This window comes from Bacteroides sp. 2_2_4 (genome assembly GCF_000157055.1).
GTDB classification, from domain to species: Bacteria; Bacteroidota; Bacteroidia; order Bacteroidales; family Bacteroidaceae; genus Bacteroides; species Bacteroides ovatus.
Window position 1 is genome coordinate 235,947 of sequence record NZ_EQ973358.1, and the last position, 23,812, is coordinate 259,758.

The following is a 23,812-nucleotide window of genomic DNA, read 5'->3' on the forward strand; positions in this document are numbered from 1 at the left end:
TGTCTGCATACGATTCTGGAAATAATCATCGTTATCGATGAAATATACCTGCATGCGTGCGGATTGGATAGAAGCAACTTTTATAATCAAGGGGTGGTCAGTATCGTCGATAATCAGGTTCATACCAGAGAGGCGGATCACTTCGTGCAGTTGATTTCTGCGCTCATTGATATTTCCCCATTTAGGCATAAAGGTTCTGATTTCACGGCCTTTTTCTTGTATCGCCTGTGGAAGGTTTCTACCTATATTGGCCATTTCGGATTCTGAAACGTAAGGTGTAATCTCTTGAGTAATAAATAAAACTTTATTCGCCTTTGTCATAATAACAATAGTTCACTATAATATTCTGCAAAGATACGAAAAAAAAGACACATTAAATAAGATATTCTTTCTTTATGTGGCAAATATTAGTTTATTTTGCAGAGTTTTTGCAAACGAGTAAAACATAAACCAATTGACGAAAATGAAAGTAGTGCACACTATCAAGGACTTACAGGCAGAATTGGCTGTCCTAAGAGCCCAAGGTAAAAAGGTGGGACTGGTTCCTACAATGGGTGCTTTACATGCGGGACATGCATCTCTGGTAAAGCGCAGCGTAAGTGAGAATGGTGTAACTGTTGTGAGTGTTTTTGTGAATCCCACACAGTTTAACGATAAAAACGACTTGGAGAAATATCCGCGTACATTGGATGCAGATTGCCGTTTGTTGGAAGAATGCGGGGCGGATTTCGCTTTTGCTCCTTCAGTTAGCGAAATGTATCCGGAACCGGATACCCGTCAATTTAGCTATGCACCATTGGATACGGTGATGGAAGGTGCTTTCCGTCCAGGACATTTTAACGGTGTTTGCCAAATTGTTAGCAAGCTGTTTGATGCTGTACAGCCGGATCGTGCATATTTCGGAGAGAAAGACTTCCAGCAGTTAGCAATTATTCGTGAGATGGTTCGACAATTGAAATATAACCTTGAAATTGTAGGTTGTTCAATTGTACGTGAGGAAGACGGACTGGCATTGAGTAGCCGGAACAAACGTTTATCTGCAGAAGAACGTGAAAATGCTTTAAATATTTCTCGCACCTTATTTAAAAGTCGTAACTTTGCAGCCACTCATACAGTGAGCGAGACGCAAAAGATGGTTGAAGATGCGATTGAAGCCGCTCCGGGTTTGCGTATGGAGTATTTTGAGATCGTAGACGGAAACACATTGCAGAAAATTAGTAATTGGGAAGATACTTCCTACGCAGTAGGATGCATCACAGTGTTCTGTGGAGAAGTCCGGCTGATCGATAACATTAAATATAAAGAATAACTAAAAAGACGAAACCTTATGATGATTGAAGTGTTGAAGTCGAAAATTCATTGTGCACGTGTCACGGAGGCAAATCTGAACTACATGGGTAGTATCACGATTGATGAAGACCTGTTGGATGCTGCAAACATGATTCCGGGAGAGAAAGTGTATATCGCTGATAATAACAACGGTGAACGCTTTGAAACCTACATTATCAAAGGTGAACGCGGTTCGGGCAAAATTTGTCTGAATGGTGCTGCTGCCCGCAAGGTGCAACCCGATGATATTGTGATAATCATGTCCTATGCATTGATGGATTTTGAGGAAGCCAAGTCGTTTAAACCGGCTGTAATTTTCCCTGATCCTGCGACGAACAAAGTGGTAAAGTAGAAAGTATCTTTGATATTTGAAATGAGAAAAGCCCCGTTTACAGTTCGTAAACGGGGCTTTTCTTATTCTACTTTTTTATGCCGGGGGTGATCGATGTTCTACCCACGTGTGAGTTGGTTTTAGCCCGGGTGTTAATAAGCGGCAGTTAGTTGCCGGCGTTTGTTTTCAGTTGCTCATTCATAGCAGCGGCAGCTTTACGGCCATCACCCATCGCCAGAATTACAGTAGCTCCACCGCGAACGATGTCGCCACCTGCGTAAATCATCGGGATAGAAGATTCCATGTTGTCATTTACTGCGATAGTTCCTTTCCGTCCTAATTCCAGTCCTTTGATAGAGCTTGGAACAATCGGGTTAGGAGATACCCCAACGCTGACAATGGCCAGATCTATGTCAATTGTTTCTGTTGCTCCCGGGATGGCTACAGGACTACGACGTCCGGAAGCATCCGGTTCGCCTAATTCCATCTTTTGCAGAATAACTTGTTTTACGCAACCTTGTTCATCAGCAATATATTCGATAGGATTATGCAGAGTGAGGAATTCAACCCCTTCTTCTTTGGCGTGTTTTACTTCTTCGATACGTGCAGGCATTTCTTCTTCCGAGCGACGATAGATAATAATAGCACGTTCAGCGCCAAGACGTTTTGCCGTACGGACAGAGTCCATAGCTGTGTTGCCACCACCGATTACTGCCACATTCTTACCGAATGCTACCGGAGTGTCCGAATCTTCGCTGGCGGCATCCATCAAATTGACACGGGTGAGGTATTCATTTGAAGACATGATATTGATAGAGTTCTCTCCCGGGATATTCATAAAGTTTGGCAGTCCGGCACCGGAAGCCACGAATATTCCTTTGAAACCTTCCGCTTTCAAGTCTTCTACACCGATAGTCTTTCCTACAATACAGTCTTTGATGAAATTAACGCCCATCTTACCGAGATTGTTGATTTCTACGTCTACAATCTTGTTTGGCAAACGGAATTCGGGGATACCGTATTTCAATACACCGCCAATTTCATGCAACGCTTCGAATACAGTTACATCATATCCATATTTAGCCATATCTCCGGCAAATGCCAATCCTGCAGGTCCTGAACCGATAACAGCTATTTTGATGCCGTTTTTCTCTGCAATGACAGGTACGGAGATTTGTCCGCTTTCACGTTCGTAATCAGCTGCAAAACGCTCCAAATAACCGATAGCTACCGGCTTTTCATTCATTTTCAGATGAATACATTTTGATTCGCACTGTTTTTCTTGCGGACACACACGGCCGCAAACTGCAGGGAGCGCACTTGTTTCTTTCAATGTTTTAGCAGCTTCGAGGAACTCACCGCGTTCGATATTCTTAATGAAGCGGGGAATATCAATACCTACCGGACAGCCTTCCATACATCCAGGATTAGCACAGTCGAGACAGCGTTTGGCTTCTGTAACAGCCTGTTCTGCTGTTAATCCTTGATTAACTTCCTCTTTACGGCTGTGTGAACGGTATTCAGCATCGAGTTCATTCATCTCTACACGAGGAATAGCCGTACGTTCTTTTGGCTTCATGGATTTGCGTAACTCCTGCCTCCAAGCAGCATTACGACTTTTTTCATCGATTTCTTTGGTTGCTTCACATTCCGATTCCAGCTTATGCATTTCTTCGCGTTCGATATTCTTGAACGCACCCATACGTTTCAGCATTTCGTCGAAATTCACCTGGTGACCGTCGAATTCCGGACCATCTACACAAACGAATTTAGTCTTTCCTCCTACAGTGATACGGCAAGCGCCGCACATACCAGTTCCGTCCACCATGATAGTGTTTAGCGAAACATCTGTCGGAATTTCATATTTTTTAGTCAGCAAGCAAACGAATTTCATCATGATGGCAGGGCCAATAGCGAAACATTTGTCTACTTTCTCACGTTTGATAACTTCTTCTACACCTTCTGTCACCAGACCTTTCCGGCCGTAAGAACCGTCATCCGTCATGATAATTACTTCGTCAGAGCTTTCACGCATTTCTTTTTCCAAGATGATGAGATCTTTATTGCGTCCAGCCAATACAGTGATAACACGGTTACCGGCAGCCTTCAAAGCCTGTACGATAGGAAGCATCGGAGCCACACCTACACCACCACCAGCGCAGATTACTGTTCCGAATTTTTCTATATGGGTAGCTTGTCCGAGTGGGCCTACTACGTCAGTGATAGATTCGCCTTCATTCAGCTCGCAGAGACGGGTAGAAGAAAGCCCGACTTCCTGCACTACCAGAGTAATGGTGCCCTTTTTTAGATCGGAACCTGCGATAGTCAATGGCATACGTTCTCCTTTTTCGCCTACACGTACGATGACGAAGTGTCCGGCCTTACGAGATTTAGCAATTAAAGGAGCTTCAATTTCAAATTTGAATACTTTTTCAGAAAAGCGTTCCTTGCTAATGATTTTGTTCATTATCTAATTAATTTGTTGTTTTTATTACGTAACTGCTATCAGAATGATATAAATTTTGGCAAAGATACAGCTTATTTGCGAAATATAAAAGAAAAGCCACTCTTTTGATGAGTGGCTCTCTATATAAGGGTGCTTTTATTAGTCTGTCAGATCAAGTCTTAGTCTATCATGTCGAAGCCGCAGTACGGAACCAACGCTTTCGGAATTCTAATGCCTTCCGGAGTCTGGTTGTTTTCGAGTAGGGCAGCAACGATACGTGGCAGTGCTAATGCTGAACCGTTCAGTGTGTGGCAGAGTTCGGTTTTCTTTTCTGCATTACGGTAACGGCATTTCAGACGATTGGCCTGATAGGTATCGAAATTGGATACGGAACTTACTTCCAACCAGCGTTTCTGTGCCTCTGAATATACTTCGAAGTCGAAACAAAGGGCAGCAGTGAAACTCATATCACCACCACAGAGGCGGAGGATACGATATGGAAGTTCCAGTTTTTGCAACAGACCTTCTACGTGGTCTAGCATTTCCTGATGAGATTGTTTGGAGTGTTCCGGTTTGTCAATGCGAACCAATTCTACTTTGGAGAATTCGTGCAGACGATTCAGTCCGCGCACATCTTTACCATAGGAACCAGCTTCACGACGGAAACATTGTGTATAGGCGCAATTCATTATTGGCAACTGTTTTTCTTCCAAAATTACATCACGGTAGATGTTGGTTACAGGTACTTCTGCTGTTGGAATCAGATATAAATCATCTACTTCACAATGATACATTTGTCCTTCTTTGTCAGGAAGCTGTCCTGTGCCATAGCCGGAAGCAGCGTTAACTACTGTCGGTGGCATGATTTCAGTATATCCGGATTTGCGTGCTTCGTCCAGGAAGAAGTTGATAAGAGCGCGTTGAAGTTGTGCGCCTTTACCTTTATATACAGGGAAACCTGCACCTGTGATTTTTACACCCAGATCGAAGTCTATTAAATCATATTTCTTAGCCAGTTCCCAGTGGGGGAGTGCATCTTTAGGAAGTTCAGTTTCCATACCTCCCATTTTTTCCACTACGTTATCTTCAGCGCCTACACCTTCGGGTACGCTGTCGTAAGGAATGTTGGGGATGGTGTAAAGTACATTCTGCATATCTGTTGCAGCCTGTGTCATAGCGGCGTCTAATTCTTTGTTACCTTCTTTTAGTTCGGCAACGCGTGCGCGTGCAGTCTCAGCTTCCTCTTTCTTGCCTTCTTTCATCAGTTGACCGATGGTGCGTGAAAGCGAGTTAACCTCTGCCAGATTCTTATCTAATTCATTTTGTGTGCTACGTCTCTTGTCGTTAAGAGCGATCACTTGGTCGATCGTTTCCTTTGCATTTTTGAAATGCTTCTTTTCCAGTCCGCGGAGTACCGCCTCTGTGTTTTCTGTAATTTGTTTAATGGTAAGCATATCTATACTTTTTATGAACTTTCTTATTTAAGGCTACAAAGATAAAGAAAAAACGAATAATCAAGCAAATATATGTGTTATATATAATATATATGATGTGTCTATGATATATATATAATACATGTATTGAGCTGTATAATAAACATATATGCAGTGAATGATATATATATGTCTCTTTTAGAGTGATATATAAAACTCTGGTTGTTAAAAAGAAAGGAGATGTAATCCAATGGATTACATCTCCTTCTCTTAAATATTTTCAGTTGTGCAATTATGCCTCAGTAGCAGGAACAACAGAAACATATCTTCTGTCTTCTTTGCCAACTTTGAAGCTAACTGTACCATCTACTAAAGCGAAAAGAGTGTGGTCTTTACCCATTCCGATGTTTTCACCCGGGTGGAATTCAGTACCTCTTTGACGAACGATGATGTTACCTGCTTTGCAAGCTTCGCCACCAAATATCTTAACGCCTAATCTTTTACTTTGTGATTCGCGGCCGTTCTTAGAACTACCGACACCTTTCTTATGTGCCATTTCTTCTTACTTTTTAATTGATTAAGCTACTACTTCTGTAATTGTTAATTCAGTGAACTGTTGACGGTGACCGTTCAGTTTTCTGTGTCCTTTTCTTCTTTTCTTGTGGAAAACAAGAACTTTGTCGCCTTTAACCAAGTTTGAAACAACCTGGCAAACAACTTTAGCGCCTTCTACGGTAGGAGCACCTACTGTTACGTTTCCGTCTTTGTCTACCAAAAGAACTTTTTCAAATTCTACTGTTGAACCGTTTTCTGCACCTTCGATGTGGTGAACGAACAACTTTTGACCAGCTTCTGCTTTAAATTGCTGACCGTTAATCTCTACAATTGCGTACATCTTATATATAAATGTATAAGTTAGCTCCGGCGGGTGGTCTTTAATCACTTAAAGAACTCTTTATCGAACCCGTTGCGGAATAATCGGGCACAAAAGTACTATTTTTATTCGTTCCCGACAAATATTTCTTTTATTTTTTATAGGAGATAAAATGATTACGGCAAATAAATGAGCATTTTAGCTCTCATTGTAGCCTATTGGACTAATTCTCCTAAATTCTGCATAATGATTTTGTGTGGATAAACACGAAGTTCCTCTGCCGTTGTCATTCCGTTCAGCACACCTGCAAAATCGACTCCTGCATTCTGCGCTGTTTCGGCATCTACGGTGCTATCTCCAATATACAATGTCTCTTCGGGGCTACTTCCCAGATGTTCCAATGCAAATTTAACTCCTTCCGGCGAAGGTTTCGGTGCTTTTACATCTTCTCCTCCCACTACTATATCAAGAAAATCCTTAGGCAGATATTCTTCCAGATAACTCAATATCCGGAAACGATACTTGGTAGAGATAATTCCGACGCGGGCACCCCGTTTCTTCAATTCTTTCAGTGTAGACAATGTGTCGGGAAAAAGACGGGTATTTACATTCATGTGTACATCAGCTTCCAGTCTGTACTCCTGCCGGAAGGCCTCCAGCTGTGCCGGGTTGGTAATTCCGGTAAGGATACTGAATGATTCTTCCAATGTTTTGCCGATTGTACGCTTGATAGCTTCATCAGTAACGGTTAAATACTGATGCCGGGTAAGCACAATTCTGAAACACTTAACGATACCACGCGACGAATCGGCTAGTGTGTAGTCGAAATCGAATAAATAGGTTTTGTAGTTCATTGGGGAAAACTTTTCCGCAAAAGTACTAAATACTTTTCTTATTTCACAGCTTCTACTGTGTATCCTTGTCTTTTTAGTAAGTTTAATAATCCTTTTTCTCCGGGGAGGTGCAGGGCGCCTACTGCAACAAAAGTCGGGGCAGCCTTCATGATTGCCGGTAGTTTTTCAGCCCATGCTTTATTACGGTTGTAAATTAGGACATTTTCTTCGCCGGGAAGTGCGTCACATTGATCGCCTTTACGTTCTTCACTGATTTTAAGCATGGTGTTCAGATCTTGGTTCATGTAGGCGTTTGTGAGCCTTCTCAGGTTTTCTACTTCAGTCTCTATATGGTTAAGAGTGCACATTAATAGTTGTGCTTGCCGTTGTAGTGAACTGCCATTGAAAAGCAGGTTGAATTGGAATTCTGCAGTTTCCAGTCCGTCCACCTTTTTTCCGTTTTGGATGGCTTGACTTTGAAAGAATGTGTCGAGTTGCTCTTGCGGGTTGAATTTCTCTATATGTTTTACGTAAGCCATCACCACTACATTATTTAATAAGAAGGCAGGTTTTAGCTTCGGAGCCATATTTAAATCTACCATCAGGTTTTCTTTGCAGAATTTATTAGCAGTCTCAAAGTCTTTCGGAGAAAGGAGAGAGTTTAGCGTGGTATCACTTTCAATCATCATTGCCTTTTGCATCTTTTCCATGGTGGCAGGCGATTGCATTTCCGACATTTTCATCTCTCCATATACTTGTTGAGTTTCATTCATAGCCTTTTTAAGTCCGGCAATGCTATCCATGATGCTGAACGGTGCTAGATGGTGAGTGCCTATGATGTAGGAAGGTTGGTTCAGTCCGTTGCCGGACACTTTCCATAAAAGCTGTGCATTGGCGCTGAATGCCACGCAAATAAATAGAACTGCTCCGATGAATGATTTCATAATTTTATATCATTAGAAGTTGATAATTAACGTATCCTGCCGCCGCTTATCCAGTGTTTGGTATAATAGTTCTCGTTCAAGTTGCTGACGATCACTCCTTTACTGGTGCTGGAATGAATAAACTTACCGTTTTTGAGGTAAATGCCTACATGAGCTACTTTATTTTTTGAACGACTGCTGGTGAAGAATACCAAGTCTCCTTCCCGGAGATTCCGTTTGGCGACTTTATTACTTTCTTTTTTTAGATCTTCCGTGTTACGCGGCACTTGGGTGCGGTATACCTTACGGTACACTTGATAAACTAATCCCGAACAGTCGGCTCCTCGTTTCGAATCACCTCCACCACGATAGGGAACCCCTATCCAGTCGGCTGCTTCCAGATAGAGCTTATGGTTATCCTCCATATTAATATCTACCCCCAACAATATAGAAGCTCGCGCCAATGCTTGATAATCCAGCCGGGGTGCGGAAGTGCGGCAGGAACTAAGGCTGGCAATCAGTCCTAATAAAAGGATGAATTGCAGGAAGTATCTTTTCTTTCTATCAGGTTTCTTTATACTAGACTTATGGGTATCAGACTTTTCTGTTATATATCTCATCATAATTAGTTTATGCAATAATTTTAGTAAGGATGGATACTTACCATTCATTATTTTATCATTCCCTATTTACCGTTTACTCTTCTTCTACATTAAAATAATCCTCCAGTTCTTTCTCTGCGGAGTTGTCCTCGTTGATAATATCCCGGATGATGACACCGTGTTCCAATAAAGCAATCCTCGGACATACATCTACGGTATGATTGAGATTGTGACTGGATATGATAACCGTAGCTTGATGCTCCTCATTATATTTCTTGAGCAGATGTTTGATGATAGACTGAGAACTTGGATCGAGAAAGTTGAATGGTTCGTCCAGTATCAGTAATTGCGGGTAATGAAGCATGGCAGAAATAATTCCGATCTTTTGCTTGTTACCTGCGGAGTAGTTACGGATTAGCTTCTTGTGCCCGATCACTTCTCCACTCATAAAACGTTCGAAAGGAATCAGACGTTCGTCCACTTCTTCTTTCTTTAGTCCGTACATCTTTCCGATGAAATAGAAATATTCTTCCGGAGTGAGATAATCAATCAGAAAACCATCGTCAATGAAAGCACCGGTAATGCTTTTCCAGTCTTCGCTTTGGCTGACATCAATATCATTAATAATCACCTTACCATCGTCTGCTTTTAACAGATCCAGCATGATTCGGAAGAGAGTTGTTTTACCGGCACCGTTGTTTCCCACCAATCCGAGCATATCGCCTTGATTGATTTCGTAGTGTTCTATGTCTACGGCAATCTTCTCACCGAAATTCTTTTTAAGTTTGTCAATGATAATCATGATCTTCAATGTTTATATGGTTAATGATTCATGAGCGTTTATTGGCGGCTGTCTCTGAAGCCTTCCATGTTTTCGTATCGCCGTTTCATGAAACGATGATATACATTTTTAATCCATAAAGGAGAAGTCAGGGTAAATCCGAGACCGACAACTAACAGAATAATGTAAGTGATTGTTTCACCTAAAAATGCATTTAATAGACTGTATAAGATGAGAGGCACACCGAAAGCAGCGAAATTAACCACCATCTGTATAGCGCTATTCGTTTGCCGACTTGCCACTTTCTCGTTTAAGGGGACCGTCTGTTTGTTGTAGACAGCCAGTTGGAAAAAACAGAAATAAATAAAGCCGATGGTATAGAAAAACCAGGCGAAGGCGCCCAGTAAAGTGAGTTTATTCATGATGATGGCGGGAATCATGAGTATGAAAGGTATGATTTCGCCAATGCTGTATGTGTAATATTTGGCTTTCAGTAGACTCATAATTGATTCTTTACGAGACATCAGGCCATCAATGTAATTACCTTCGAATGACATAATCTGTGAAAGGATAATCATTCCGAATACGGCAAAGTTGTATACACAGATGAAAGAAGTCATGAAATTCCCGTCGTAGACACTGGAAAAGCTAAGTGCGACGGAGAAAGCCACCACTACAATTGCGATATTGCGTAATGCACCTTTGCAGCGGCGGTTGCGTAAAAGCATTTTCAGTTCCAGCCTCATATATTCGCCAACTTCCCCGTAGCGTTCGAAGAATTTATATTCGGAGACATGTTTAATCTGGCTATCTTCTACTTTTGCCAGCTCTGCATAGATAAGTCCGGACATGATCTTGCGGTTAATCAACCATAAAATGGCAATCACAAGTATGGTGCCGAGAAAATAGAGAATGTTACCCTGTATGTATCCGTCTCCCAGATCCATGAAGAAATAGAAGAGAAGACTATCTTCGGGAATGAAAAGAAGGCAGCCTATTCCACCGTAGAAAGCGATAGGTAATAGAATCCACCAAATACGTTCGTTGATAAGAGTGCGGCAAAGCAAGTACCAGTAATTATTGGCAATAATCAATAGCAAGATACCGATAAGATAGGTGATGACACCGGGGATACCGAAAAACTTGGTAATAGTGATGAAGGAAAAAGGGACAAACAGAAACAACCAGAACAGGTTGAACAGGCTTAGTCCCGAGCGGATCAGTAAGAAGTCGATGACACGAATTCGTTTAACCGGCAGCAGGAGGTAAGGTTTTACCTCCTGCGTCGGTGTTTTTTGAAACGGAACACGCAACAGAAAGTCCAGTGCCAGGATAAAGATCAGAACCACTGCGTTCATCACATGATATGGTTCCCGGTTGGGAACCATATCAGAAAATCCGAACGCGAACGTCGTACCGAAGAATATCAGGTAACCGGCCCAGAATGCGCCCATGACATAACCGAGTATTTTAGCAACTTTGTTCTTTTCATACATCGGATGCCGTTTGGCGGCAAGCCTTCCATGTTTGCGTAATTCGTTGAATATCATCATTCAGTAGATATACTAGAGAATTTTTATTTGTTTTCTTCCGGCACGGTCATGATGACTTGAATTTCGTTGTTCTGTTTCAGCAATTTGGCGAGGAAGTCTTGCACTTCTTTTGCTGTGATGCTGTTGACCAACTTTTCATAGTCTTTTGTATTATCCACACCCGTGTAGAGGTATTCGTCCATATTATTAAGCCAGTAGCCGTTTTCTTTCTGGGCGTCTTTATACTTCTTCAGCATATATTCTTTGATCTTCTGCATGTGTTCGGCAGACGGACCTTCTTTTGCCATTTTGTGAAGTTGTTCTACAACAACAGCAGACAATTTATCTTTCTTGGCAGGGTCAGTTTGGAATACAATCTGAAGAACAAGTTCCTCTTTCGGGTATTTACCAAGACTTCCGTTGCAGCTTACACCGTATGTACCTCCTTCTTTTTCACGGATTTCAGCAGTGTAAACCAAATCCAGAGCCTGATCTAAGAAGCTAAGCAGGACATTGTTGCGCAAGTCATATTTGCAAGTGCCGCTATAAAGGAACATGATGGTAGCCATCGGAGTTTCCTGTGCCTTTGCAAATACATTTTTGATCTCTCCCTTGCGGATATCCATCTTGTTATCTTTGAAAGTCTCTTTACGATTGATAGATGGCAGACCTCCCAGATATTTAGCGATTAACGGTTTCATTGTAGCCAAGTCTACGTTTCCTACCAGAAAGAAAGTGAAGTCACTTGCATCTTTGTAGCGGTCTTTGTACATTTCAAGAATACGGTCATAGTCGATCTGGTCTACCATGTTTTCTTTCATTCTGATAGCACGTGGATGGTGACCGTATAGTACGCTTGTAATAGTGTCACTGAAAGCAGTCATCGGGTTAGCGTCCGCATTTTGAAGTTCGGCTTTCAAACGGTTCTTGTAAGATTCGAATGCTTCGTTATCCTTACGCGGAGAAGTGAAAGTCAGATAAGTAAGCTGCATCATTGTCTCAAAGTCTTTCGGGGCACAGCTACCGGAAACAGTTTCCGTAGTGTTGCCGATACCCGCACCTACGTTTGCACGTTTGCCAGCCAAAGCTTTACCCAGATCTACTTTGCTGAAATTACCGATTCCACCTACTAGAGCTACTCCGTTTAATTGAGAGATATTGATAATTTCTTCGTTCGGGAATACGCTGGTACCACCAAAGCTTACACCTTTCATTACAATCTGGTCAGCCTTGAAATCAGTTGGCTTCACATATACGGTTACACCGTTGGAAAGTACCAACTTAGTCGTACCATAGATTTCACCAGCTTTTTCAGAAACAATCTTGCCACCTTTAATATCTTCAGAGATTAGCGGTTCGTTAGAAACTTTATCTTCATAAGGTTTCAGATCGAATGACTTCATTTGTTTCAATAAAGCAGCAATTTCTTCTTTAGTAGGGTATTTTGCTCCTTCTTTTTCCGGACCGGCCAGCAAAACCACCTGATTGTTGTCAGTGATTAGTTGTTGCATCACCTGATTGACAGCTTCTACAGGGATATTCGGAGCCAGTTTGTTTACCAGTGTATATTCAACTTCGATTCCCGGAATCGGTTCTTTTTCAAGGAAATTGTTAACGTATTCGTTGACGTAAGAACCACTTTTAGTCTTTTCACGTTCGTTGTAAGCAGATTCTACGGCTTGCAAATAGTTGGCGCGTGCGCGTTCATATTCTGATGCGGTAAATCCGAAGCGGCGTGCACGTTCCGCTTCTTCCAAAACAGTTTTCATTGCTAAATCGATACCGTCTATTTTGCTGCTTGCATCAAGTGCGAGTGCTTCTTTAGTCTTGGCAAGGAAATAGTTTCCATATTCTGCGCTTGCGCTAGTGAAAGGAGGATTAGCGGTTTGACGGAGTTCATTCAAACGGTTGTTCAGCATATTCATAGCCATGCTGACCATATATTGAGTAGCATAATAAGCAATGGTGTTTTTCAAAGAATCCGGTGTAGCGTCTTGTTTGAAGAAGATGTTCACATAAGGATTCTTCACTTCCTTGTCTGTACCGATATAGATCAGCGGTTCCTGATTATCTGCCACTGGATAGTAGATACGTTCGGCCGGGTTTACCGGAGCTTTTACATCTGCAAATACCTTTTTCAGTTTAGCTTCAATTTCATCTACATTGATATCACCTACAATAACGATTCCTTGTAAGTCCGGACGATACCATTTCGCATAATAATCGCGGATATCCTGATAAGGGAAGTTGTTGATAACATCAATACTTCCGATAGGCATACAGTCTGAATATTTAGAATCCGGATACAGAGTCGACTGTGCATCAGTCATGATGCGAAGCATACCACTGTTGCGGCTTCTCCATTCTTCGCGGATAACGCCACGCTCTTTGTCAATTTCCTTGTCGGCAAGGTTGATAGCGCTCGACCAGTCGTGAAGAATCAGCAGACAAGAGTCTACCACGTTTATATTTTCAGTCGGTACGTTGCTGATATTGTACACCGTCTGGTCGACACTGGTATATGCATTCAGGTTCGTGCCGAATTTGATACCTTTCGTTTCGCACCAAGGCACGATGCCAAGTCCGGTTTCATCACCTGGGAAGTGCTTTGTTCCGTTGAAAGCCATGTGCTCCAGAAAGTGAGCCAGACCACGTTGTTGCGGTTCCTCAAGAATGGAACCTACTTTCTGGGCGATGTAGAATTCAACTCGTTTTTCGGGAAGGGCGTTGTGGCGAATGTAATAAGTAAGCCCGTTGTCTAGTTTACCGATGCGAACATTTTTGTCCACAGGTAATTCTTGCATGGGTTGTGCAAGTACGAGCTGGAAATTGCAGCATATAAAAAGGACTGCAATAAATAATCCACGTAATAAATGTTTCATGTTCTATTTAGTTTAAATAAATATTTCTGTGTTATTTGTCGTTGTGCTTGGTTATAAATCACAAATAGACAGGGAAAAGAGTTATTTTATAGCTTCCCGTATCCTGACTAGCTTAGTTAACAGTCCTTCCAGAAGGTCTAACTTTAACATATTGGCACCATCGCTTTTGGCTACGGCAGGGTTTTCATGTGTTTCGATGAATATTCCGTCGGCACCTACGGCGATACCTGCTTTGGCGACAGTCTCTATCAACTGCGGCATTCCTCCCGTTACCCCACTGGTTTGGTTGGGTTGCTGCAAGGAGTGAGTGACATCCAGAATCACCGGATAGCCAAATGACTGCATTTCGGGGATACCACGGTAGTCTACAACAAGATCTTGATAGCCGAAAGTTGTTCCACGTTCGGTAAGCATCACATTCTTGTTTCCGGCTTCCACCACTTTGTCGGCAGCAAACTGCATTGCCTGCGGTGAAAGGAACTGTCCTTTCTTGATGTTAATTGTTTTTCCGGTTTTGGCTGCGGCAACCAACAAGTCGGTCTGGCGACAAAGAAAAGCCGGGATTTGAAGTATATCCACGTATTCGGCTGCCATTGCAGCTTCATCTGCAGTATGGATATCGGTTACGGTGGGGACTCCGAAAGTCTCATGTACCTTTCTCAATACTTTGAGTGCTTTCTCATCGCCAATGCCAGTAAACGAATCCAGACGTGAGCGGTTTGCCTTACGGTAAGAACCTTTGAATACATAAGGTATTTGCAGTGCTTCGGTGATCTTTACTACTCGTTCGGCAATGCGCATTGCCATTTCTTCACCTTCTATCACACACGGACCGGCCAACAGGAAAAAGTTGCCGGCGGGGTTGTTCTTAAGTTCTATCATTTTATTATTTACCAATTACAAATTATCAATTAGATTGTGAGTATATGTTTCTCTCCTTGGGTGGAGTGATCCTGATTAGTTGGGGATGATAAGCGTTGTCTTTTCCGGGAGCACGCCTACTTCTAAAGGAAAATGTTTAGGCAACAAACGCCCGTCCAAATCCACCGCTGCATTCTGTGCCCGGAGTACCTTTACTTTTCTCGTCCGGTAGCTTTTCACCACTTTGTGATTCAGGATTCTTCCCTGAATCAGCATCCATAGTCCGGAAATAATTTGCAGGAATTCCGGGCGGTAGATTACAGATACATCCAGCCATCCGTTGTATGGAACGGCACTGGGAGTTTGTCCCCATCCCCAGGCACTTCCTATACATACGGTCATGATGCGTCCACGGATATGTTCATCATTGATGCGGAGATGCATTCTGTAAAGTTTCCGTTCGAAGATGAGGGAGAACAGGGCGGCAACGTATGAAAGGAACTTCACACCCCAGAAACGTTTGGTCTGATCGGTGATTTTGACGATTCGTGCTCCCAGTCCGATATTAACGGCATTGAGGAAATAGCGACGCTGGTGTTCGTTTCCGTCGTAGAAGTTGCAGTAGCCTACGTCTATTTTCTTCAACCGATGATTGATGATACAGTCGACAGCCGGCTTGTATTCGGTACTAAGTCCCCAATATTTGGCGAAGTCATTTCCGATACCGTTCGGAATCATGCCGAGGGCGATGTTCTCTTTGTCTTCGGCATCGGATAGCATAATGCCATTGATGGCATCGTTCAATGCCCCATCACCTCCCACAATGACAATCGTGCGATAACCATTGTTGGCCAAGATTTTAGCGAGACGCTCTACCGAACCGAAACCTTCGGATTGTACATAGTCATAGTCTACACCTTTACTGTCCATGTATTCCTTAATTTCTTTCCAGCGCTTCTTTACCTTTCGGGTACCAGCTTTTGGGTTGTAAATCACTCCCCATTTCTTCGGTTCTACACTCATATTTGTTTATCTATCCTATTGTGTATTAAAAATCGCACTATAATAACTGCCAAAGATACTAATTCCCTTGCAGTTTCTCTTTTACAAAAGCTATCTTTTCTTCCATCGGCAGCTCTGCATTCATCCAATGGATCGTAAATCCTCTTCTTTCCATGCCGCGGAACCAGGTCATTTGTCGCTTGGCAAACTGATGGATGGCTATCTCCAAACCGTTGAACATTTCTTCATAAGTCAGTTTGCCTATGACGTATAATGTCAGGTATTTGTATTCCAGTCCATAGTAGATGAGATCGTCCGGTGCAATTCCCTGTTCGATCAATCGTCTTACCTCGTCCACCATTCCTTCATCCAATCGTTGTTTCAATCGGCGGGTGATCTTTTCACGGCGCAGTTCCCGGTCAATGTCCACTCCGATGATGAGACTGTCTAGTTCCGGAAATTCCCTTTCGGGAACCGGATGGGCTGCATAATACTCTTCAATTTCTATCGCACGTATCGCCCGTTTCACGGTATCCACGTCGGTGGAGTTATGCAAAGCCTTGTATTGACTTAGCATTTCCGTCAACTCTTCCAGCGAATGATTTGCCAAACGGTTACGCAATTCCGGATTTTCCGGTACGGGCATCAGTTTATATCCTTTCAACACGGATTCCAGATACATACCTGTCCCTCCACATAAAACGGGAAGACAGCCTTTTTGTTTGATGCTTTCGTAAGAATTCAAGAAATCACGTTGATATTCAAACACATTGTATTTATATCCGGGGTCTGCAATGTCAATCAGATGATAGGGGATTGTACGTCCGTTTACGGTATAGTCGGCCAAATCTTTTCCTGTACCGAGATTCATTCCTCTATATATCTGACGGGAATCGGCACTGATAATTTCTGTGTTGAGTTCATAGGCCAAGGCAGCGGCAAAGGGAGTTTTACCCGAGGCTGTAGGTCCGAGTATGGCGATTAAATCATAGTCCGGCATAGCTTCATTCTTTTATATCTGCAAAATTACGAAATATTTTTAACCTGTTTGGCATTCAATCGCTTTTTTATCAAGATTAATAAGGGGATAGGGAAGGTTAATTTGCATTTTAACCTCTAATTGGTGGTATTCAATCTAATAATAATGAAGTGTATGAGAATACCGCCATCTGATATTATCTACTATAATATTTGTGTTGTTTTTATTGTCAATCTGTCAGGGCAGTGGCTAATCTTTTGATTTTTAGTGGAATATGACTGATGATAGGAGCTGACAATAGGCTGACAATAAAGGTCTTGTTTTTTTATTGTCAGCTTTGTTTTTGCTGATTAAATAGTATAGCTATTTGATAAACAGTTGTTTATCTCCTTTTTTATCATGATGCTATTTTTGTGATAACTTTTGTATATCTGTATGTTTTTACGTTATATTACCACTAAGGTTGTGTTGAAAAATCAGGTGTGGTAACTCTAGTATGCTGATAGAATAACACAGAGATACGGGTAAAGTAGCTTAAAGATACTGGCATTGTTCAGCTAGAGTGCCTTTATTGTTCAGCTAAAGTACCGCTCTTGTTAGTTCTCCACGGCCGTGGTAGCTTCTTTCCACAGTCGTGGTAGCTTCTTCTCACGGCCGTGGGAAGATCTCACCACGGCCGTGGTGAATGAATGATATCGGTAGCTTAACAGATGTATACCTGCTTGATAGAATAAAGATAAAGGTGCCTTAATAGAGTTGTGCTTACTTGCGTAAGTCTATAAACCTGACATTCAAAATCATTTCCACATTTATCTGTTGTTTATTGTCTGTATGATTCGGCATACCTTTCCGTTTTTATCCACGCCTTCTATGGTTATATCTTCCGGTGCAGTGCTGTCCGGAGTATAGTATTCGATGGTTGCTTTTCCATTAGCATCCAGTTGAAGGGTAGGATTCCAATAGATCGTACTTCGTAAATCCGAGCGTTGGTCATTCTTCTTTTCGGGCGTATCATAAGTAGGATGATAGAACTCGACCGAGTCGCTGTACCCCAGTGGAGTACATGTGATAATGCCTTGTGCCGGTCTTGCCGGGATATCTTTGCCGTCTTTCAGCGTAATAACGATAGCACCTGCCGAACCGCGGGAACCTAAGATTGCTGCATCGGCACCGCGAAGAAGGCTCAAACTCGACATATCGCTGGTTTGTATCATGGTCAGGATGTCGTTATCGTCTTCATACACCACGTCGTCAACAACAATGACAGGTTGCTCGGGATTGTTACGGATATGTATTTCATTTCCATTTGTCACGCTAATACCCGGGAGTCTGGTGACTGCATCGAAAGCTGTTTGTGCACCGAATCCTTCCAGTCTGTCCCCCTCGATTGTGTAGGTGTTGATACCTCCTGTGTAAATACTTTCTGAACTGGCCTTTTTACGACTTCCAGTGACTACCACTTCTTTCAGATTGTACACTCTCATTCCACCTTCCATGTAATATTGGTCGCGGGTGTTGAGCAAATAATCTTCCATAAACGTTGCTGTTCCATCATGGAAAGGAGACTTGTGCGAAGTTGCCGGGTATTGAGGAGTGTCAATCACGATGTCCACTCCGGCAAATCCTCTTTTGGTACGTGCCTGAACAAGGAAAGTCGTGCTATCTCTGAAAGATGTGTTCACGATAAACTCTCCTTTTTCGTCTGTGGTGGTAGTGGCGATGATGTTCTGTTTGGGGGCCAGAATACAAATAGGTCCTTTCTTAACGTTACCTCCAAAGAAACCTTTGATACGTCCGCTGATAGTTTGCCCCTTTTCCATATAGTTGGTGAGGTTCATTGAAGGTGCAGTCAGTACATTCTGGATATGGTGTCTGCGCCATCCGTGCGTCATCATCAGGAAGTCTACCGTGCGGAGAGTCCGGAGGTCTTGCTGCAAAAAATAATATCCGGGATTTTCTACATATCCTTTTAAGTCGGAGGTCAATAGAAGATTCGATACGATATTGTCAGCAAGCGAATCCGGGCGGATACTCTTTCTGTCGGTAATGCTGATGGAAAAACTACCTTCTACCGGAGTACCGTTATCGTCTTTTGCTGAAATTTGCAGGGATACCTTTTCTCTTTTTCCGTATGTCGGCTTATCTGCAAGAATTTGCCATTGATGCGGATTCCGGTCGGGTATGAAAACCAGGCGTTCGCTAAGTGCGTTGCCCTGTTGGTCGATCAGCATGAAATGGGTGATGCCTGCGTTGAATAAACTGTCGTTCATTCTTCCAAAAGTCCTGTCGACACTGACTGGCTGCAGGATGACCAGCTTTCCACGAGTGTGCGCAATCAAGAATAACTTTTGAGGCCACTCGGTAGCTTCTGTTTTCTGGATTTCGTAACGGATTTCCTTTTTATAATGTGTCATGGAAAGTGTGATTCCTTTTTCTTCTACAGCTGGGAGGTCGAATCGTTTACTAATCCTGTCACCGGATTTGGCAATCACATAGTAAGAATTTCCCACAGTCGGATTCAGTGTGAAAACTCCCATGCCGTCATGCTCCGAGCGGAAAGCTGTCAATGTGTCTCCGTTGGCATCGAACAGGAATCCTTCTATTTCTGTAGAAAAGCCATCCGATCCTTGAGCCTTGAAAGCTATATTCTGATGAGCAACGGTCAGGAGAGCGCCCCCTTCAGGGAAGAACTTAACATCAAAATCTTTTGTAAACGAAGGCAGATAGAAAGTTTTCTTATAAGTATATTGGGTATCATCGAACTCTACTTCAATGTGGCGTGTGGCAATAGGCTTCAAATCCGGCAGGGAAATAGAAATCAACCCATTCTCATCTGTCTTTCTTTTACCTTTATCTTTAATCTTTCCGTTTTCAATGTAGCGGTAGCGGATGGCAGTATTTCCGAAAGCCTCTTGAGTATTGCTGGTAAATCTTACCTTGGCTGTATAATGTGATTCGTCTTCTTGCTGATACTCAATGTTTGAAACAATCGTATTATCAATCGAATTACCGATTTTCAGATTGTGTGAATAAAAGAATTCCGGTTCCTGATTAAGCATCCAGTTGCTATATCCCCTCAAATAATAATCGCCTGCTGGGAGAGTGGGAGGGAGGGTGAAAGCATTATGAAAACCCAATGAATCTCTACGAATCTTCTTACGTTCTACGATAGAGTCGGAACGGTTGACAAGTTCTGTAATGATGAAGTTGCTTTGTGTATTATCTTGATGTGTAACAGAGTTTACCAGATATCCCTTGAACCATATTTTTTCTCCTGCCCCATAAAAAGGCTTGTCCAGATGTAAGTAGAGTTTCTCCTGTGGGACTTTTTCCAGTAGATTAAAATACGCAATAATTGTATCTTGTACGTTTTGCCCTGACAATGGGGCAAAACAGAACAGTATTCCGAAAAAGAAAGCTATTAAGCCTCTATGGATAGAAAATGTAGTTTTGTTTTTCATACGCTATGTGTTTGATTCTACATCTATGATTTGTGCATCCAGATCGAAAGCACTTTCCTTTTTACTGCCAGTATGTTAATCACCGATACAACGATAAATAATAGAATACCCATACTGATTGCTGCCCATAATGATCCGGTTTCCAGTTGTGGGAATAGCAAGCGGATGCTGTCTATGTAATAACTGCGCAACCAGGAGACTAATCCGATGGATAATACAAGCACAATAACGTTCAATCCTACCGTGAGCAACTGATAAGGCAATGCTACCTTGTTGGGACTGTATCCGATTAGTAATAGACTTTCCAGCTTGGTCGTATTCTTTTGTAAAAGCAGGAAGATGCTCAACATCAGTATATAGAATGAAAGGATACTGATAAATAAACCCACTCCCAATACAATACCTACGATAAGACGGAGGAAATAAGTTGTTTTTCCGGCATCCAGCTTACCATCTTCCGTTTCATATCCTTTCTTCTGAAAATAACTGGCGATGGCGGAATCTGCCGGATTGCTAACCTCGATAATCAACCGTGCCGGTTGGGCTTCTGCATTCGGTGCAAAATTCTCATTAGCCCATTTCATAAAAGACTGGGGAACAAGAATCGTATTCAGACGATTGGAGAAACCGACAATGTATCCTTTGTACTGTTCCACCCGTCCGTTGCCACGCATCATAATGTCCATTTGAATCAGACTCATTAACCCTTCCGATAGTTTGGGGAGGCTGCGGCTTTGCGCAAAACCGAAGTTATAAAGGTTCAGATAGTTGCGCGGAATGATAATGGGGATGGTATGTGTGTTTTCATCGAAATGCCATTTATCGAGTTTGATGTCGACAAACTCATCGGGAACAGACTCAAAAAACATATCTGTGGAAAGATGAATACCGGCTTCCTTCATTCCCAATCCTGCTGAAACTTTGAATTGAGAAGGAGTGAAAGCTCCTATTGTTTTGGTAAACGGTTGCTTTTTCAGATCCGCAATTTCTTCGGCAGAGAATGTATTACTCTTTCCTGCAAAAGAACCGAGAGCACTGATTTTCTTTGTAGCTATGATGAAATCCTTTTTCATAAAGCTGTCTCCTTCGGTGAATACCGGAATGACATCTTTATAAAACTGTACGCTAAGCAATACAATCATCATGCCGAATAGGTTGGCTAAAAAGAAACCGGCTAATTGACCGATACTGATATGTTGGCGGAGAAGCTTCCAGACAAGAGTTGGCATTTTATTTACGATTTGAAATGATGCTGTGAAAAGAGGTTGTTTATTACCTGCTACCTGTTATTAACCAGCTTACTACAGTTGAAGTGTATGGTTGTAAGGCAACTCGATATGTTTACCGATGGAAGTGGCAATCACTCCGGCTCCTTGTGCCTTTGCTTCGGCGATGATAAGTTCACCCATGATGCGGCTGTTATCATCGTCTAGGTGGCTGATCGGTTCATCCAGAAATAAAAAGTCGAACGGCTGGCAGAGCGCTCGGATAAAGGCGACGCGCTGTTGCTGTCCGAAAGATAGCTTGCCGGCTTTCACATTTATTTTATCTGCGATCCCCAGTTGTTCGAAGAATGATAAGATTTCTTTTTTCTTTTTGCATCCGGTGAGGTTATTCTTTAATTGCACATTTTCAAGAGCGCTAAGTTCGGTGAAGATGCGTAAATCCTGAAAAAGCATACTTAGTGAATGCTTTCGCAGGTCGACCCATTGCTTCACGGAGTATGCTTTGATATTGGTTTCATCGAAATTAATAATCCCCTGATAGTCGTTGCGGTAGCCATAGATATAGCTGCACAACGAAGATTTGCCGGTGCCGGAAGCAGCTTCAATCAGATACATTTCTCCTTTCCGGAAGAAAAGATCCTGATGCCATACGTCCGAAGTCACCGAATTACGGTCAGCAAACACTTGGGGAAGTGTTTGCTGTAAGTGAATACTATTCATACCGTTGGTTTATACATTTATTACATGCCGGCAAATTGCTTGGCAAAGTCTACAATTTGTTTGAGGGCATTTACATCTTTGTCTTTCAGGCAGAGGTCGATCTCGCTGACTTCCCCTTCCGAACTCATGGACAGGTAAGAAACCTTGTTGGCCAGTTCGATATATGTCTTAGCTTCCTGTCCTCCGAAACCTGCTACCATTTTAACGATAGGCAGATCGAGGATTGCTTCGGCATTGATTGCTATAAATAGGCTCTTTCCCTTCATATCCGATGCATAAGGAGCATCTTTGACTGATTTGTCGGCAGCTTTACCTACGTTTTTGTAGAGTAACTCATCATTGGTTGCATACATTTGTTTATCCTTGATGCCGAAGAATATATTCATGCCTCTTGTCTTGTAGACATATTCGTCTTTGCCAAGTTGCATGATATCTTCCCCTCTCTTCAATCCCAATGATTCCTTGTTCTTGTAAATCATTTCAAGAGCATTGCCGTTCTTCACGTCAGCGTACATCATGAAAGTGGGAGCACTGCTCATCGTTACGTTGATTAATCCTGCAGAAATATCACCATTGAACGAGCTGAACAACTCTTTTACTTCGTCTGCTTTAGCGATAGATACTGTGTTGCGGAATTCCTTGTTTTCGCTCAACAGGTTATACAGTTCGCCTCCTTTTACACCTACGTTGAAGAACATCAGGGTAGAAGCCGGGAAGTATTTAACGAAAGTATTGTTCGCTTTTCCAACAGATTCCATTTGTTTTTTCAGGAGAGCTTTCACTGCTTCGTTTTCAGTATAGTTTTCTGTTTTGAGGGCAATCTTTCCTTTTTCAAAGTTCAGTCCTCCTATCAGAGTGATGTCTTCCGCTTTCACTTCGGTAGGTAATCCCATGGTTATCTGATCGCGGTAGGTTGAAGGAATAGCTGTCATGGAAGCAAAGAAGTTAATATCACTTTTCTGTTTCTCCATTTTCTGGAAAGCTCCTGATTTCACGATACTATTGTCTGCTGTCTGTTTCAACAAATTAGTAATGGCTTCTTTGGCTTTATCAGTTTGAGTTGTTCCGCTGACATTGACTACCAATATAGTGGAACTATTGAAAACAAGCAAACCGCTGTTCATCGTTGTAAAACTGTAACCGTCAGCTTCGCCTACCGGTTGGCAGATCTGTTCTTTTGCCATCACGTCGAGTGAAGCATGCAACTTATCTTCATTGTTCACTTTACCTACAACAGTAGGATAAGGGAAAGAAGATGAAGAGAACACATAGAATGGAGATTCAACATCGATTCCCGATTCGCCCGGATTCTTCATAACCTTTTCCAGTTGTTGGAATGTGGCCGCATTCATTCCGCTTTTCAGTGCTTCCAGTACTTTTTGTTTAGCAGCTTCATTCTCTTTATCATCCAATCCCGCTTTGCTTGCGAGGGATTTAAGATTGATAGAGGCAACTACCGAAGCGTCAGCCGGTATCACATTTGTATATTCCGATGTTTTGGAACATGCTGCCAGAAAAACAATCAGTACTGCCAGTACCGAGAGTCGTGAAATCGTTTTCTTTGCCATACTTATGTTATTTAAAAGTTGTATAATCA

At 42.3% G+C, this 23,812-nt stretch carries 20 protein-coding genes; 2 read left to right on the plus strand and 18 right to left on the minus strand.

Features of this window, described 5'->3' with window-relative positions; genetic code table 11:
• Window positions 1-321: glycogen/starch synthase (locus BSCG_RS0127410; RefSeq protein WP_032849426.1), on the minus strand; the 321-nt coding region annotated here is incomplete at its 3' end.
• Window positions 322-463: 142 nt separating this feature from the next.
• On the opposite strand from BSCG_RS0127410, the gene panC reads away from it, so the two are divergent.
• Both panC and panD read left to right on the plus strand, forming a co-directional pair.
• Window positions 464-1,309, plus strand: a complete 846-nt coding sequence (panC, locus tag BSCG_RS18560) for a pantoate--beta-alanine ligase (RefSeq protein WP_004309009.1) — start codon at window positions 464-466, stop codon at window positions 1,307-1,309.
• Between the two features lie 18 nt (window positions 1,310-1,327).
• A complete protein-coding gene (gene panD / locus BSCG_RS18555; RefSeq protein ID WP_004301789.1) occupies window positions 1,328-1,681 on the plus strand; it encodes an aspartate 1-decarboxylase in 354 nt (117 codons plus the stop codon).
• Between the two features lie 145 nt (window positions 1,682-1,826).
• On the opposite strand, the gene BSCG_RS18550 is transcribed toward panD, so the two are convergent.
• The 17 genes from BSCG_RS18550 to BSCG_RS18470 form a co-directional block, all read right to left on the minus strand.
• Window positions 1,827-4,127: a bifunctional dihydroorotate dehydrogenase B NAD binding subunit/NADPH-dependent glutamate synthase gene (locus BSCG_RS18550; protein ID WP_004309008.1), complete on the minus strand. Its 2,301-nt coding sequence runs from the start codon at window positions 4,125-4,127 to the stop codon at window positions 1,827-1,829.
• Between the two features lie 158 nt (window positions 4,128-4,285).
• A complete protein-coding gene (gene serS / locus BSCG_RS18545) occupies window positions 4,286-5,560 on the minus strand; it encodes a serine--tRNA ligase (protein WP_004301791.1) in 1,275 nt (424 codons plus the stop codon).
• 271 nt (window positions 5,561-5,831) lie between these two features.
• The gene (gene rpmA / locus BSCG_RS18540; RefSeq protein WP_004301792.1) at window positions 5,832-6,095 is read right to left on the minus strand and encodes a 50S ribosomal protein L27; all 264 of its coding nucleotides are present in this window, start codon (window positions 6,093-6,095) and stop codon (window positions 5,832-5,834) included.
• 21 nt (window positions 6,096-6,116) lie between these two features.
• The gene (rplU, locus tag BSCG_RS18535; protein ID WP_004316691.1) at window positions 6,117-6,434 is read right to left on the minus strand and encodes a 50S ribosomal protein L21; all 318 of its coding nucleotides are present in this window, start codon (window positions 6,432-6,434) and stop codon (window positions 6,117-6,119) included.
• Between the two features lie 194 nt (window positions 6,435-6,628).
• Complete coding sequence (locus tag BSCG_RS18530) at window positions 6,629-7,267, minus strand: HAD-IA family hydrolase (RefSeq protein WP_008650889.1); 639 nt, start codon at window positions 7,265-7,267, stop codon at window positions 6,629-6,631.
• A gap of 38 nt (window positions 7,268-7,305) precedes the next feature.
• On the minus strand, window positions 7,306-8,190 hold the full coding sequence (locus BSCG_RS18525; protein WP_008775482.1) for a TraB/GumN family protein: 885 nt from the start codon (window positions 8,188-8,190) through the stop codon (window positions 7,306-7,308).
• Window positions 8,191-8,216: 26 nt separating this feature from the next.
• A complete protein-coding gene (locus tag BSCG_RS18520) occupies window positions 8,217-8,840 on the minus strand; it encodes a C40 family peptidase (protein ID WP_004324994.1) in 624 nt (207 codons plus the stop codon).
• A 25-nt stretch (window positions 8,841-8,865) separates the two neighbouring features.
• Window positions 8,866-9,573, minus strand: coding sequence for an ABC transporter ATP-binding protein (locus BSCG_RS18515; RefSeq protein ID WP_004301798.1), 708 nt, complete (start codon window positions 9,571-9,573; stop codon window positions 8,866-8,868).
• A gap of 38 nt (window positions 9,574-9,611) precedes the next feature.
• Window positions 9,612-11,105 (minus strand): DUF5687 family protein, encoded by a 1,494-nt coding sequence (locus tag BSCG_RS18510; RefSeq protein ID WP_032849427.1) that lies wholly within the window; start codon window positions 11,103-11,105, stop codon window positions 9,612-9,614.
• 23 nt (window positions 11,106-11,128) lie between these two features.
• Window positions 11,129-13,966 carry a M16 family metallopeptidase gene (locus BSCG_RS18505; protein ID WP_004304602.1) on the minus strand — a complete coding sequence of 946 codons (2,838 nt, stop codon included), beginning with the start codon at window positions 13,964-13,966 and terminating at the stop codon, window positions 11,129-11,131.
• A gap of 81 nt (window positions 13,967-14,047) precedes the next feature.
• Window positions 14,048-14,848: a 3-deoxy-8-phosphooctulonate synthase gene (kdsA, locus tag BSCG_RS18500; RefSeq protein WP_004304603.1), complete on the minus strand. Its 801-nt coding sequence runs from the start codon at window positions 14,846-14,848 to the stop codon at window positions 14,048-14,050.
• Window positions 14,849-14,923: 75 nt separating this feature from the next.
• Window positions 14,924-15,850 (minus strand): diacylglycerol/lipid kinase family protein, encoded by a 927-nt coding sequence (locus tag BSCG_RS18495; RefSeq protein ID WP_004301802.1) that lies wholly within the window; start codon window positions 15,848-15,850, stop codon window positions 14,924-14,926.
• Window positions 15,851-15,908: 58 nt separating this feature from the next.
• Window positions 15,909-16,829, minus strand: a complete 921-nt coding sequence (gene miaA, locus BSCG_RS18490; RefSeq protein ID WP_004324997.1) for a tRNA (adenosine(37)-N6)-dimethylallyltransferase MiaA — start codon at window positions 16,827-16,829, stop codon at window positions 15,909-15,911.
• A 788-nt stretch (window positions 16,830-17,617) separates the two neighbouring features.
• Window positions 17,618-20,269 (minus strand): TonB-dependent receptor plug domain-containing protein, encoded by a 2,652-nt coding sequence (locus BSCG_RS18485; RefSeq protein WP_008775484.1) that lies wholly within the window; start codon window positions 20,267-20,269, stop codon window positions 17,618-17,620.
• 23 nt (window positions 20,270-20,292) lie between these two features.
• Window positions 20,293-21,498: a hypothetical protein gene (locus tag BSCG_RS18480; RefSeq protein ID WP_008775485.1), complete on the minus strand. Its 1,206-nt coding sequence runs from the start codon at window positions 21,496-21,498 to the stop codon at window positions 20,293-20,295.
• Window positions 21,499-21,570: 72 nt separating this feature from the next.
• The gene (locus BSCG_RS18475) at window positions 21,571-22,215 is read right to left on the minus strand and encodes an ATP-binding cassette domain-containing protein (protein WP_004304608.1); all 645 of its coding nucleotides are present in this window, start codon (window positions 22,213-22,215) and stop codon (window positions 21,571-21,573) included.
• Window positions 22,216-22,235: 20 nt separating this feature from the next.
• On the minus strand, window positions 22,236-23,783 hold the full coding sequence (locus BSCG_RS18470) for a DUF4836 family protein (RefSeq protein ID WP_008775486.1): 1,548 nt from the start codon (window positions 23,781-23,783) through the stop codon (window positions 22,236-22,238).
• Between the last annotated feature and the right edge of the window lie 29 nt (window positions 23,784-23,812).